This is a genomic window from Martinezella tropici (assembly GCF_008370325.1).
Classification (GTDB): Bacteria; Pseudomonadota; Alphaproteobacteria; order Rhizobiales; family Rhizobiaceae; genus Rhizobium; species Rhizobium tropici_B.
Genome location: NZ_VNIP01000006.1, coordinates 500,905 through 514,749, shown reverse-complemented (window position 1 = coordinate 514,749; position 13,845 = coordinate 500,905). Strand labels below are relative to the sequence as shown.

Here is a 13,845-nt window from a genome sequence, read left to right as displayed (position 1 = left end):
AGCAAGTTGGCCCGCCGATGGGCGGGTCACTCCTTCTCCGCGCCGGCAGCTTCGGCGGCGCGGCGCAGCAGGAGATCACGCTCCCTCTGATTTTCAGCGATCGCGGCTGCCGCTTCGAAGGCCAGCCGCGCTTCGCCGTATCGACCAAGTTTATAAAGAAGATCTCCGCGAACGCTCGACAAAAGATGATAGCCCTTCAGCGCCGGCTCGTCGCGAAGACCTTCAATGATCTCCAATGCCGCTTCGGGACCGTCGACCATGCCGATGGCGACCGCACGATTGAGTTCGACAATCGGCGAACGCATAAGTTCGGCAAGCTCGGCATAAAGATCGGCGATCTGCCGCCAGTCGGTTTCATCGGCCGTCCTCGCCCGCGCGTGACATGCGACGATCGCGGCTTGCAAGGCATAGATCCCGCTGGCGCCCCCGAGCTCCTCTACCCGCCTCAGGGCCTTCAAACCGCGCTGAATCTGCAATCGATCCCAGCGGCCGCGATTCTGCTCGAGCAGGAGGATCGGGTTGCCGTCGGCACCAGTCCGGGCAGCCGCGCGGGACGCGTTCAGCTCCATCAGGGCCAGCAGCGCATGCGCCTCCGGCTCCAGCGGGGCAACGGAGGTCAACACTCTGCCCAGCCGCAGCGCCTCATTGCATAGTTGCAGCCGAAGCCAGTTCTCGCCGCGCGCGGCGGTATAACCCTCGTTGAAGATCAGGTAGACGACTTCCAGCACCGAAGCCAGGCGCTCTGACAATTCCTCGCCATGCGGCGTTTCATAGGCAAGCCCCGATTCCGACAACGTCTTCTTGGCGCGGACGATGCGTTGGGCGATCGTCGCTTCCGACAGGAGAAACGCTCTGGCGATTTCCTCGGTCGTCAGGCCGCAGATCATCCGCAAGGCAAGCGCCACGCGTGCCTCGCGCGCAATCAGCGGATGGCACGCCGTGAAGATCAGGCGCAGCATTTCGTCGCCGATATCGTCATCGAGAGGAGTGTCCAGGTCTGGCATGATCCGTTCGTCCTCTTCCATTTCCCGAACGATCATCTCGTGCTTCTGGTCGAGCATCCGGCGACGGCGCAGATGGTCGAGCGCCCGGCGCTTGGCAGTGGTCATCAGCCATGCGCCTGGGCGCTCGGGGATGCCCGTTTCCGGCCATCGCTCCAGGGCGACCACAAGCGCTTCCTGTGTCAGATCCTCGGCCAGCGGCACGTCGCGCAGCAATCGCGCCAGGCTGGTGATGAGCCGTGGCTGTTCGATCCGCCAGACGGCCAGAATCGCCCGATGGGTGCCGGCGGCCGTCACGGCCGCCCGCCCCGATGATAGGCCGAAAGCATCATGCCCTTGCTTCGGCAAGAGGATCGCATATCCCCTCCGCACCGGGCTCGAAATAAGCACGCACTTCACATGTGCCTTCCCAGCCGGGCATGAAATCCTTGTGCAGCTGCATGAACTCCACTGCCAGGGCCACGGCCTCTTCCTTGCTTTGCAGCTCGAAGATCGCATAGCCGCCGATGACCTCCTTGGCCTCCACGAACGGACCGTCGACGATGCTCAACTTGCGATCCTTGATCGTGACGCGAGCGCCGGTCGCAAGCGGCAGCAGCCCCGCGGTGTCAAGCATGCGGCCGGCCTTGATCTCCCGATCGGCAAGCTTGCCCATGGCTTCGGCAAGCTCCGGCGTCGGAGCCATGTGATGGGCAGAGGTGACGATAGACATGAAACGCATGGAAATTCCTCCGGAAGCGAGACGCTGGCACCATTGCCGCTGAACAAGCCCGCTCATATTGACAACGAAGCAGTCATTCGCAAATCGACAGTTGCCTCCAAAAAAATTGTATCACAGCCAAGCATCGACAATCCCACGTCCGGCCGGCACGGCTCATCAAGGTCGGCAGCGTCCAACCGATTTCACGACCGGAAATTTGAAACGAACGATCCGGCAACCCGTCGCTTCGCTTTGTTGACTTCCCATAACCATTGCAAGATTGTGAGGCCGAATTGAACCTGCGGGCTTCGAAAGCTGTCGTCTTCTACGGGCGGCTTCGCAATACTCCGCGGACAACACGGAGCTTGTTTTCATGTTCGACCATATCTCGATCGGCGTCAAAGATCTGCCGCGGGCACAGGCGTTTTACGACGCTGCGTTGGCACCGCTTGGCTATGAGCGCGTGACCAATTTCGACGGCACGGTCGGATATGGCGCGGAGCGCGCCCAGTTCTGGGTTAGCGAGGTGGAGCGCCCCGTGCCCGCCGATCGCGGCTCCGGCCTACATTTCTGTTTCATCGCCCCAAGCCAGGCTGCCGTCGACGCCTTCTATGCCGCCGGCATCGCCAATGGCGGCGAAGACAACGGCAAGCCGGGCATCCGGCCGGACTACAGCCAGTTCTACTATGCCGCCTTTGTCATCGATCCCGACGGCTATCGGCTGGAAGCCTATTTCCAGACCGGCGAATAGAGCGTAACCAAGGCAACATCGAGACCCATTGGACCGGTCAGGATCGGCCTGACCGGGATTGCTCTTGTCGTCTGATTTTCTTAAGCATTTGATCTTTCAGGCTGCTGTCAGATTTCTGTCGTACGGGACACTCGATAGTGGCCGTCTCGGCGTTTTGCAAAACCCAGACGGGCGCTCTTTTGAACTTGTTCAGACCGTGGCCGACGTTCCCGATGTTCGACAATTCCATTGCCTATACAAAACGGACGACCCCAGTAAGCAGATCCTTCGTCGCGTTTCTGGCGCTCTTCACGCTCTGGTGGGCGCTGCTGTTTGTCTTCTATCGTTTCCCCGGGATCGATCTCCTCATCGCTAAGAACGTCTTCACTGCTACACCCTGCGCGTCGGCCACCCTTCCCGGTAAAGTGTGCGGCGTCTTTGCTCTTGCCAAGAATCCTCTTTTCAAGACCGTGCGGGCCGTGACGCTTGCCCTACCCTACATCGCCGGGGTCACCCTTATCGCGAGCTTGATTTCGTCCTGGCGCAAACATGGCGCCGACTGGCGCACGCCGAAAACGGATCGATATGTCGCCGCCTTGATATCGCTGATAATCGGCTGCGGCCTCATCGTGAACACTTTGCTCAAAAGTTATTCCGGCAGGCCGCGGCCGCGCAGCACCGATCTCTTCGGCGGTTCGCTCGACTTCGTCCAGGCAGGGTCATTTGCCGGTAGGTGCCTTGGAAACTGCTCCTTCGTTTCCGGAGAAGCGTCGTCGGGCGGCTGGCTGCTCTGTCTCATACTGTTGCTGCCGCCACAGCTGCGCCTCCGGCTCGGTATTCCGCTCGCCATCGTCTCGATCGTGATGCCGGTCATGCGCGTTATGACGGGCGCGCATTACCTGTCGGATGCCGTCCTGGGCTGGCTCCTGCCCCTTGTCGTCTTTGCTGCTGCCATGGCCGTGATCGATTTCCTGCGGCCGGCTGTATCGACTCAATCCTAAAAAGGCGCTCGCTCAGCTGACATTGCGCGTGCGCATCAGGCTGCCGCGCGAGGCTGCCTTCCGCACACGGACCGCCATCTCGGCAAGCGCAAAGGGCTTCACCAGATAATCCACGGCGCCGATGCTCATGGCGGTCATCTGGTCCGATAACTGATCATAGGCAGACATGACGACGACCGGTGTCGTGTCGCCACGGGCTTCCATAAGCTTCAGCACGTCGAGACCGCTTCCATCCGGCAATCGAAGGTCGAGAAGAACCACATCATGCGTTTTCACCGCAACTGCGGCCGTTGCGGATTCGAGATTGATCGACCAGTCGACCGACCAGCCGTCCGCATGCAGATGATCCTGCACGGCATTGCCTATAGCCGGATTGTCTTCGATCAATAAGAGCCGCACGATTGCTCCCCGTTGCCATCGGGCAGCTATGATGCCTATTTCTGACGGCGACCTGAACTCAGAGCGGGAGGTCAACAAAAAGCGGAGATAATCCGAACAGCGCTTGAAGCAGCTCTGCACAACAGCTCGCCATTCAGGTAGATGTCAGGATTGATGACCATGGTGGCCGGCTTTGGCAGCCAAAACGCATCCTGCGGTAGTGGCATTTCCGCCCCGACCGGCAGCAGATGCGCGGAGAAGATTATTGACCAACAAAAACGCCACGCCCGGCCGGCAAAAATTCAGGCCAGCCATCGGTAGCGTCACACTTTGCCTCATAGCCGCTTTATATGTACTTCTTGTGACAAATCGGATGTTTTGGACCAAGGCATACGGCTATTTTATCGCTGAACCCGCCGCCTTCGCCGCCTTCGTGCTTGGTGTCTCCGCGGTGGTCATGGCGCTCTTCACGTTCTTCTCGGCTAAATACGTCATGAAGCCGGTCCTGATTTTCTTCGTGCTGGTCGCATCCGTGTCGTCCTGGTTCAACGATCAGTTCGGCGTCATCATCGACAAGGAAATGATCCGCAATGCCGCAGTGTCGACCGGGGCGGAAAGCGCGCACCTGATCACGGCGCGCTTCGTGACCTATGTCCTGCTGACGGGCATTTTGCCTTCGCTTGTCATCATGTGGATCCGGATCGTTCATCGTCCTATCCTCAAAAAGCTTGTCTACAATACCGCCGTCATTCTCGCCTGTTCGGCGATCTTCGTCGTTGCCGGCACCAGCTTCTACAAAACCTATGCCGGCGTCGGCCGCGCTCATCGAGATCTGATGGATACGCTCAATCCGGTGATGCCGATCACAAGCGCGGTGCGTTACGTGATCGATGCCCAAAGGAACGCAAACGTCGTCGCGCAACCGCTGGGCACGGATGCCCGCAGGGTCGGCGTGGTCGATAGCGGCAAGCCGCGCGTCACGATCATCGTTGCAGGAGAGACGGCGCGTGCGCAGAACTTTTCGCTCGGCGGCTACGCCAAGATGACCAATCCGGAGCTGGCAAAGCGCGACGTCGTCTATTTCCCGAATACGAGCAGCTGCGGTACCGCGACGGCCACCTCCATACCCTGCCTGTTCTCGGTCTACACGCGCCAACAATACAGCCATCGCAAGGGGCTGGAGACGGAAAACCTGCTCGATGTGCTGACCCATGCCAAGGTTGACGTTACCTGGCTCGACAACGACACCGGCAGCTACAATGTGACCGATCGCGTCTCCTACACCTACCTGCCGCACTCTGCCGATCCGCGCTTCTGCCAGGATGGCGAATGCAGGGACGAGATCCTCGTCGACAAGATCGACGGCTGGCTGGACAAGGTGAAGGGCGACAGCGTGCTGGTGTTGCATCAGCTCGGCAGCCACGGCCCGGCCTACTATCAGCGTTATCCCGAGGAATTCCGCCGCTTCCGCCCGGATTGCCGTTCCAACGACTTCAGCTCCTGCTCGCAGGAAGAAATCACCAATGCCTATGACAATACGATCCTCTATACGGATCATGTCGTCTCGATGATCATCGACAAGCTGAAACAGCGCTCGAATTCGGTATCCGGCTCCGTGCTCTATTTCTCCGATCACGGCGAATCCCTCGGCGAAAACGGCATCTACCTGCACGGCACGCCCTATATCATCGCCCCGTCGCAGCAGACGCAGGTGCCCATGCTGGTATGGATGGCCGACGATCTCGCCAAGGCAGCCGGTTTCGACATGGCCTGCCTCTCCAAACGTGCCGCCGAGGGCACTTATTCCCACGACAATATCTTCCACAGCGTTCTCGGCATGATGGACGTATCGACGAAAGCCTACGATCCCAAGCTGGACGTGTTCGCCGCCTGCCGCACGCCATCGAACAAGCTGGCGCTGAACTGACGGACTGAGCAATGGCAGGCGGCCTCTGCTTCGGCGGGGCCGCCGAGCCTTGGAGATATCTCAAAGTCGTTTAGGCTCGCGGATCGTCCGCTCGTTTTCCACATTGCCGGTATTGAGCGTCGTATTGCGCTCGAAAAGCACGACTTCACAGCTCGGTTCGGCGACCGGGCAATGTTCCACCCCATGTGGAATGATGATGTACTCGCCGGGTCCAAGCACGATGTCGCCGCCGTTTTCCTCGCGCAGCTTCATGCGCAGCGTGCCCTTGACGACGAGGAACAGCTCGTCCTCCTCTTCATGATGATGCCAATGGAAAGCGCCATCCAGCTTCACGAGCTTGACTTGGAAATCGTTGATGTCGCCGCCGATGCGCGGACTCCACGCCTCATCGAATGCTGCGAAAGCCTTGGTAAGATTGATCTTCTTCAGCACGACCATATGCTTCCTCCTCTAGGCCCAAACGGCATGATACCGCCGTGGCCAATATTGACGTCGGCCTTGCCGAAGGCAACGCCGGCCCGTGCCCTGGCATATCGAATTCCTCGAAGGTTTTCGCCGAAACTTTCCGGGTAGTGGATGATTGGGAGCGACACTACATGCTGTCTCAACATTATCATTTCGACACATGACAGGAAAAATCATGACGACACACAATGTCGAATTCGGCCTAGATACTTTCGGCGACGTGACCTTTGACGACAACGGCACGCCGTTGCCGCATGCGCAGGTGCTGCGCAATGTCGTCGAGGAAGGCGTCCTTGCCGATCAGCTCGGGATAGACTTCTTCGGCATCGGCGAGCATCACCGCGAGGATTTCGCGGTCTCTTCGCCCGAAACGATCCTGGCCGCTATCGCCAGCCGCACATCGAAAATCCATCTCGGTTCGGCCGTAACGGTACTGAGCTCGGATGACCCGATCCGCGTGTTCCAGCGCTTCTCCAGCCTGAACGCGGTTTCGAACGGCCGCGCCGAAGTCATTCTCGGCCGCGGCTCGTTTACGGAGTCCTTCCCGCTGTTCGGCTTCGAGCTGTCGCAGTACGAGCAGCTCTTTGAGGAAAAGCTCGATCTGTTCGCGGCCCTCCTTAAAAACGAGCCGGTGAACTGGCAGGGCAGCATCCGTCCGCCGCTGCGCAACCAGAAAGTCTTCCCGACCATCGAGAGCGGCCAGCTGAAGACCTGGATTGGCGTCGGCGGCAGTCCGGAATCCGTAGTCCGTGCGGCTCACTATGATCTGCCACTGATGCTGGCGATCATCGGCGGCAGCCCCTATCGCTTCCAACCCTATGTCGATCTCTATCACCGCGCCTTCGAGCAACTCGGCAAGCCGGTGCAGCCGGTCGGCATCCATTCGCCCGGCTATATCGCCGAGACGGATGAACAGGCACGCGAAGAACTGTGGCCCTGCTTCAAGGCGATGCGCGACCGCATCGGCCGCGAGCGCGGATGGCCGCCCATGACGCGTGCTGAGTTCGACAGCGAAATCGAAAAGGGATCGCTCTATGTCGGCTCGCCGGAAACGGTCGCCGCCAAGCTCGCTCCGGTCGTCAAGACGCTCGGCATCAGCCGCTTCCAGCTGAAGTACAGCGCCGGAGCACTCGGCCACGACAAGATGCTGCGCTGCATCGAACTCTATGGCCGGAAGGTGATCCCGGCCGTGCGCGCCGCGCTGGCGGCATAATCGCAGCCGAGTGTCTTCCTGTCGCCTTTGATAATCGATCGGATCAGCGAGCGCTTCGCAATGCAGCGAGGTGCCCGCTGTTTTTGCGCTGTCATCTTCTTGCAGTAAATGCTACCGATATCGAAATTAGTAGTGTCCGCTACATATCGAAGGCAGCCGATGGAAGAGAAGACAAAACCTCATACTGTCGACGACCGCATTCTCGGCATGCTCGAAACGCTGGCGCCTGCGGAGCAGCGCGTTGCCCGCTTCTTTATCGACCAGAAGCAGGCAACCTTGCTGAACTCGGCGGCTCAGATCGCGCAACTCGCCGGCACCAGCGACGCCACCGTCGTGCGCACGGCGCGCACCCTTGGCTTTGAAAGCCTGTCGGCGCTGCGGACCGCTGTGCTTGCGGAGCTGACAGGAACACCCTCACCCGGAACACGGATGGAGCGTACATTGGCTGCAACGGGCAGCCAGGCCGTCGATGCGCTTCGCCACGTTATCGGCATGCACGAACAGGCCCTGGACGTCCTGCGACGTGAGGAATTTGCCGTAAGCTTCGAAGGCAGCGTCGATATTCTTGCAGGCGCCACGCGGCGCCATGTCTTCGGCATCGGTCCTTCGGGCGCGATGGCGGATTATGCCAGCCTTCAATTCAACCGCATCGGCCTGCCGACCCATGCGCTTTCGGCGTCGGGCATCGCTCTGGCGGACCGACTGCTTGGGATAAGCAAAGGCGACGTCGTGCTGATGATGGCCTATGCCCCGCTCTATCGCGAGGTCGAAGTGCTGCTGGAACACGCCGGCAAGCATGGCGTGCCGGTCATACTCATCAGCGACGATCTTGGCCCGCTCACCGCCGATAAGGTCGCGGAAGTCCTTCCCGTCCCGCGCGGCAATGCCGGCCACCTCGCCATGCATGCCGGCACGATGGTGCTGATCGAGGCATTGGTCATCGCGCTGGCGGCCAAGGGCAGGGACGTCGCAATCGACAGCCTCGACCAGCTCACTCAGCTGCGTGGCGCCCTCGATAAATCATGGAGTAAGCGCGGCGCGAGGAAGCGCAATTGAAGACGAGAAAACGCCAATCCGGAATGGCCCTCTCGCAAGCTCACGCAGGACATGAAGAACGACCGCCCGGAAAATACCGTTTGTAGCCAATGCCCTAACCGTCATTCGGGAATCATTTCATGAACAGCCTCACACCCATTCTCTCCACCGTGACGGCATCCTTCCTTGCCTCGTTCGTCGAGGTCGTGGAGGCATTCACCATCGTGCTTGCCGTCGGCGTCACGCGAAGCTGGCGTCCGGCGCTGACAGGAGCAGCCCTTGCCCTCGCGGTGCTGGCGGCCCTCGTCCTCATCTTCGGACCGCTGCTGGCGCTGATCCCGATCGAGACGCTGCAATTCGTCGTCGGCGTTCTCCTCATCCTGTTCGGCATGCGCTGGCTGCGCAAAGCCATTCTCCGCTCGATCGGCGTCATCGCCCTGCATGACGAGGAAGCTGCCTTCTCGAAAGAGACGGCGGCGCTGCAGGCACAGTCTTCGGATCGCCGCGCCGATTATCTTGCCGGCCTCGCCGCCTTCAAGGCGGTGCTGCTCGAAGGGGTCGAAGTTGTCTTCATCGTCATCGCCGTCGGCGGCGCGCATGGCCTGACGCTCTATGCCGGCCTCGGCGCGCTTGCCGCCTTCGTGCTGGTCATGCTGATTGGGTTGCTGGTCCACCGCCCGCTCGCCACCGTGCCGGAAAACACGCTCAAATTCGTCGTCGGCCTCATGCTGACAAGCTTCGGCATCTTCTGGACCGGCGAAGGCATCGGCGCGCACTGGCCGGGCGAGGATCTCGCGCTGATCGCCATCTTCGCGATCGTCTCCCTCGCCTCCTATGCCATCATCCGCGTCACGCGCGGCAACCCGACAGCAAAGGCAGCCCAATGACCCTCCTCCGCATCGCGCTGTCAGAGCTTATCGGCATGTTCATCGACGACGGCAGCCTCGCCACTCTCTGCCTCATCCTTATCCTGGTGGTTGCCGGAGCGGTGGAGTTTCTCGCCATGCCGCCGCTCGCAGGCGGCCTTCTCCTGTTGGTCGGTTGTCTCGCCATCCTGTTCTACAGCGTCCGTCGCGCCGTGAAACGATGAGATCCACAACCCTCTGCAAGAGCTTGGATTTGCAGAGGGTTGTCACGACACCTGCCGAACAGCCTTAACCCTCGACAGAACCCTTCGCAGATGCGAAGAATTCCGCATGCTAGAGCGCCGTGCGTCCGTACGGACGCACAAAGGACGCTCTCAATGTTTGAATCTACGCATCAGGCTTTCCGAAAATCGATCCCGATTTTCGGCCGATGCTGTAGCGAAAAGGAGAAACGGCATGAGCAGCGCCTATCCCGAAGTCTATCTCGTACGGCACGGGCAGACGGAGTGGAGCCTTTCCGGCAGGCATACCGGCCGGACCGATATTCCCTTGACCGCAGCAGGTGAGGAAGCGGCCCGCAAAGTCGCAGGCCGCCTGCCCCTAATCGATTTCGCCGCCGTCTGGTCAAGCCCCTCGCAGCGCGCGCAAAACACCTGTGCGCTGGCCGGCTTCGGCGACCGGCGCGTCGTCAAGGACGACCTGGCCGAATGGGATTACGGCGCCTATGAAGGCATCACCACCAAGGCGATCCTTGCCGAACGACCGGGCTGGCAGGTCTTTCGCGACGGCTGCCCGAACGGCGAGTCTGCCGCCGATGTCGGCGCGCGCGCCGACCGGATCATCGGCGAACTTCGCGGCATTGACGGCTCCGTCCTGATCTTCTCAAGCGCCCATTTCCTGCGCGTCTTCGCCGCCCGCTGGGTCGGCTTGCCACCGGAGGGCGGTGCGCATCTGATCCTAGATACCACAAGCATCAGCGTGCTCGGCTACGAGCATGATCTGACCGAACCGGTCATCCGCCGCTGGAACGAAATCTAACGGACGCGCAGCACTCAGCCAAATCTCCATAAACATTTCGAGCGGCCCAAGGCCGCTCGATGTTTTTCAGGAAGCCGACCTTCAGCCGCTTACCAGGGCTCGAGGCCCAGCAGCTTTTCGCCAAGCGGCGTCAGTTCGGCCGGCGTCGCATTGTGCTTTTCCCATTCGCGAGGGTCGCCGGGAAAGGCGTCGCGCCTCGGATGGTCGAGCTCGCGCCACAGACGTATGCGTTCCTCCCGCTCGGCGACATTGTCGTATTCCGCCGGATGCATGGAGATATATTGCGCCATGCGAACGCGGTTGTCCGAATGGTTGGGACGGACGCCATGCGCGAGCAGTGAGTTGAAGATCATCAGGTCGCCGGGCTCCATGTCGATGTTGACGACCGAGAGACCCGTCATGTCGGGATGCATCGGATCGCGATCGGCCGGCTGCGTCTTTTCCCACTCCTCGAAATGCTCGAAGAGCTCAGGCACGCACTGGAACCCGCCGACATCGCCATCCTGCTTCTTCAGGCTCAAAACACCCTGCACGCCGATTGGCAGCGGACGGATCGAGGTATCGACATCCCAGTGGATGAAGCCGTTCGGATTACCCTTCACTTTCTTCGGTGGGTTGAGATTGGCGCGATCGATGGTGACCCAGAGATCCTCGCGATCCCATATATCGACGAAGACATCATAGATCCGCTTTTCCATCCGGTTGTCCCAGAGATGCTGGTGATTGTAGATCTCCAGCATGCCGGTATTGTTGAGCTCCTTCATTTTGTGCTCGCGCCGCTGCGGCGCATACCAGGTGGAGGGGTCGTTCGGGTCCTTCTCGTCAAAACGCCACAAAACGTCGACAAGCCGCTCGACATTCGCCGCCGGCACCGCCTGGCGTACGATCACATAACCCTTCGTGATCCAATGCTGCCAATCGTCCTTCGACAGCACCCTGAGCGGCAATGTCTTCTGGATATCCTTCAATTGCGTCGTGACCGCTGACGCGGTCGGGTGAGCGTCTCGTTTCAAGGCAGGTTGCATCGGTTTCCTCCATCTCGCTGGCCCCTCTGGTTTCGGGTGACGGAACAAGTTGTACCTCCACCTGGAGTTTCGATGTTGCCCAGCTCTGGCCAGTTCTGATACTATTCTGGCCTCTGTAATACCTTGGACGCCCTATGAGGCCCTATCTCGAAGTCCTGCCCCGTTCGCCGGAAGCATCCTGGAGCATGCTGAACCGCCGGCTCGACGACTGCATTCCGTTCCAATGGCATCACCATCCGGAATTCGAGCTGACGCTCACGCTGAACTCCATCGGGCAGCGCTTCATCGGCGACCACAGCGCGGATTATGGTGACGGCGATCTCGTCCTCGTCGGGCCCAATCTGCCGCACAGCTGGGTTTCGCGCGCCAAGATCGAGGAGGAAAAGCCGCATGTCGCGCTCGTGCTCTGGTTCAATCGCGAATGGCTGCTACAGATGACGGCGGGTGCCGTCGAATTCCGATCGATCGAAGCCATGCTGCAACGCGGAGACAACGGTTTGCGCTTTTCGCAGACGACCTCGGCCGCCGTCCGCCCTGCCTTCGAAACCATTTTCGAAAAGCCGCCCGTCGAGCGTCTCTTATCACTGCTCGGCATTCTGGTGAGAGTCGCGGAAGACTGGCAGACAACGCCGCTTGCAAGTGCACCCGCACAGGCGCCTGATCTCAAGGAGAGCCGCGAGCGCATCGACCGCGTACTGACGCATATGCATCTTCACTATGCCCGCGCAATCAGCCTCGATGAACTGGCCGATATCGCTGCCCTCAGCGCTTCCGGCCTGCACCGCATGTTTCGCCGCCATACCGGCGGGACGGTATCGGATTATCTCATGCGCATGCGCATCGGCGACGCCTGCGCACGCCTCTCCTCCACCGATCAAGCCATCCACCACATCGGCGATGCCGTCGGCTACGCCTCGCTTGCCAATTTCAACAGGCAGTTCAAGGCGCTGAAGGACATGACCCCGCGCGAATATCGGGCAATGTTTCTCAGGCGCTGACAGGCGCCGCTTCCAGCAGCCTGGCAATCGCCGCCGCCGCCGCATCCGCTGCCTGGGCCGCCATGCGGGCGATGCCGAGCAGCAGCCCGGGTCGCGCGGGGCCGAGATACAGCGCCGATATCGGCCGAACAGCGAAACCATTGGCATTGATGATCCGCGCGACGGCGACATCATCGGTCTTTGTATCGCGGAACCAGCTTGCCAGCTGCAACCCGCCGCCGCCTGCTCCCACCTCCAGCCAAGCGCCGCAATAATGATCGAGTGCCGATACGGTCGCCGCCATGCGCTCCGCATAAATGGCGTTCATCTGCCTCAGATGCGCACGAAACCGCCCCTCGCGCATGAAATCGGCAAGAGCCGCCTGGATATGAACAGGCACGACGGTGCCTCTGAGCCGCTGCGCCGCCTCGGTCGCCGCCACCAACCGGGACGGCACGACGGCGTATGCAACACGCAGGCCGGGCGCGAGCGTCTTCGAGAAGGTGCCAACATAGGCGACCACTTCGCCGCGATCGATGCCCTGCAAGGCGGCGATCGGTCGCGACGCATACTGGAACTCGCTGTCGTAATCATCTTCCAGCACGATCGCGCCATTGACCCGGGCAAATTCGAGCAAAGCGAGACGGCGCGGCAGGCTCATGGTGACGCCGGTCGGATATTGATGCGAAGGCGTGACATAGATCAGTCGCGGCGACGGCCCGACACCCCGCGCGATATCGATGCCCTCCGCATCGCAAGGAACCGGCACGAGATTGGCGCCGGCCATCCGCAGAATTGCCTGCGCGCTGGCATAGCCGGGATCCTCCATCCAGACCACATCGCCACCCGGATCTCCGGCACGAATCAGCGCGCTCGCAAGCAGCCCGATCGCGGCGCCCGTCGACGGCACGATCACCACCTGCTCAGGGCGGGCAATCACGCCGCGCGTCGCAGCGATATGATCGAGGATGGCTTCGCGCAACTCGCGAACGCCGCCATGATCGCGGTATCCGAGATCATGAACCCGCAAAGAGCGGCCCCGGGCACCCAGACAACGCGCCCAGGCTGCATGGGGAAAGACTGACACATCCGGCACACCCGGCTCGAACAAACCTCCTGTTTTGAATTCCGTAACGCGCGGTTGGTTCGGCAGCGGCGCAGCGGCCTGCCCTGACAACGGTGGCGACGGAAAGGCTGCGACGCGCGTTGCAGCACCGGTTGCCGATTGCAGGTAGCCCTCCGCTTTCAGGCGATCATAGGCATTAACGACGGTCGAACGCGCAACGCCGAGCGAGAGCGCCATCGTCCGCGTCGACGGCACGCGCTGCCCTGCCGGCATCTGTCCATGCAGGATCCGATCGCGCATCAGGCGATAGACTTGGCCCTCGAGGTCACCCGAACTCCGGTCGAGTGCCGGCCATTGCGCCACCGCTGTCATGAAACCTCAACTGGTCTGCTGAAAATCAAAAAACTGGCCGTTTATAGCCTA

Annotated in this window: 15 protein-coding genes; 9 read left to right on the top strand and 6 right to left on the bottom strand. The window is 60.8% G+C overall.

Annotated features, from left to right (window positions below):
- Positions 1-26 precede the first annotated feature (26 nt).
- Together FP026_RS10890 and FP026_RS10885 are read right to left on the bottom strand one after the other, a co-directional pair.
- Positions 27-1,298, bottom strand: coding sequence for an RNA polymerase sigma factor (locus FP026_RS10890; protein ID WP_149634965.1), 1,272 nt, complete (start codon positions 1,296-1,298; stop codon positions 27-29).
- Between the two features lie 31 nt (positions 1,299-1,329).
- Entirely contained in the window at positions 1,330-1,722 is a 393-nt protein-coding gene (locus FP026_RS10885; RefSeq protein ID WP_149634628.1) for a YciI family protein, read from the bottom strand.
- A gap of 352 nt (positions 1,723-2,074) precedes the next feature.
- Here FP026_RS10885 and FP026_RS10880 point away from each other — a divergent pair, with 352 nt between their 5' ends.
- Positions 2,075-2,452, top strand: a complete 378-nt coding sequence (locus tag FP026_RS10880; RefSeq protein ID WP_149634627.1) for a VOC family protein — start codon at positions 2,075-2,077, stop codon at positions 2,450-2,452.
- Between the two features lie 212 nt (positions 2,453-2,664).
- Entirely contained in the window at positions 2,665-3,432 is a 768-nt protein-coding gene (locus FP026_RS10875; RefSeq protein WP_149634626.1) for a phosphatase PAP2 family protein, read from the top strand.
- A gap of 12 nt (positions 3,433-3,444) precedes the next feature.
- Here FP026_RS10875 and FP026_RS10870 read toward each other — a convergent pair whose 3' ends face one another.
- Complete coding sequence (locus FP026_RS10870) at positions 3,445-3,831, bottom strand: response regulator (RefSeq protein WP_149634625.1); 387 nt, start codon at positions 3,829-3,831, stop codon at positions 3,445-3,447.
- Positions 3,832-4,075: 244 nt separating this feature from the next.
- On the opposite strand from FP026_RS10870, the gene FP026_RS10865 reads away from it, so the two are divergent.
- Positions 4,076-5,737: a phosphoethanolamine transferase gene (locus FP026_RS10865; protein WP_149634624.1), complete on the top strand. Its 1,662-nt coding sequence runs from the start codon at positions 4,076-4,078 to the stop codon at positions 5,735-5,737.
- A 60-nt stretch (positions 5,738-5,797) separates the two neighbouring features.
- On the opposite strand, the gene FP026_RS10860 is transcribed toward FP026_RS10865, so the two are convergent.
- Positions 5,798-6,175: a cupin domain-containing protein gene (locus FP026_RS10860; RefSeq protein ID WP_149634623.1), complete on the bottom strand. Its 378-nt coding sequence runs from the start codon at positions 6,173-6,175 to the stop codon at positions 5,798-5,800.
- A 202-nt stretch (positions 6,176-6,377) separates the two neighbouring features.
- On the opposite strand from FP026_RS10860, the gene FP026_RS10855 reads away from it, so the two are divergent.
- The 5 genes from FP026_RS10855 (at position 6,378) to FP026_RS10835 (ending at position 10,354) form a co-directional block, all read left to right on the top strand.
- Positions 6,378-7,415: an LLM class flavin-dependent oxidoreductase gene (locus FP026_RS10855; protein WP_149634622.1), complete on the top strand. Its 1,038-nt coding sequence runs from the start codon at positions 6,378-6,380 to the stop codon at positions 7,413-7,415.
- Between the two features lie 159 nt (positions 7,416-7,574).
- Complete coding sequence (locus FP026_RS10850; protein WP_149634621.1) at positions 7,575-8,471, top strand: MurR/RpiR family transcriptional regulator; 897 nt, start codon at positions 7,575-7,577, stop codon at positions 8,469-8,471.
- Between the two features lie 119 nt (positions 8,472-8,590).
- Positions 8,591-9,337 (top strand): COG4280 domain-containing protein, encoded by a 747-nt coding sequence (locus FP026_RS10845; RefSeq protein ID WP_149634620.1) that lies wholly within the window; start codon positions 8,591-8,593, stop codon positions 9,335-9,337.
- Positions 9,334-9,540, top strand: a complete 207-nt coding sequence (locus tag FP026_RS10840) for a hypothetical protein (RefSeq protein WP_149634619.1) — start codon at positions 9,334-9,336, stop codon at positions 9,538-9,540. The genes FP026_RS10845 and FP026_RS10840 overlap by 4 nt, the downstream gene beginning before the upstream one ends.
- A gap of 232 nt (positions 9,541-9,772) precedes the next feature.
- Positions 9,773-10,354: a histidine phosphatase family protein gene (locus FP026_RS10835; RefSeq protein ID WP_149634618.1), complete on the top strand. Its 582-nt coding sequence runs from the start codon at positions 9,773-9,775 to the stop codon at positions 10,352-10,354.
- Between the two features lie 89 nt (positions 10,355-10,443).
- On the opposite strand, the gene FP026_RS10830 is transcribed toward FP026_RS10835, so the two are convergent.
- Complete coding sequence (locus FP026_RS10830) at positions 10,444-11,379, bottom strand: phytanoyl-CoA dioxygenase family protein (RefSeq protein ID WP_149634617.1); 936 nt, start codon at positions 11,377-11,379, stop codon at positions 10,444-10,446.
- A gap of 134 nt (positions 11,380-11,513) precedes the next feature.
- Between FP026_RS10830 and FP026_RS10825 the strand changes: the two genes are divergently transcribed.
- On the top strand, positions 11,514-12,377 hold the full coding sequence (locus FP026_RS10825) for a helix-turn-helix domain-containing protein (RefSeq protein ID WP_149634616.1): 864 nt from the start codon (positions 11,514-11,516) through the stop codon (positions 12,375-12,377).
- Here the strand turns inward: FP026_RS10825 and FP026_RS10820 are convergent.
- A complete protein-coding gene (locus FP026_RS10820) occupies positions 12,367-13,794 on the bottom strand; it encodes a PLP-dependent aminotransferase family protein (protein ID WP_149634615.1) in 1,428 nt (475 codons plus the stop codon). The two genes, FP026_RS10825 and FP026_RS10820, sit on opposite strands and share 11 nt — an antisense overlap.
- Positions 13,795-13,845 lie beyond the last annotated feature (51 nt).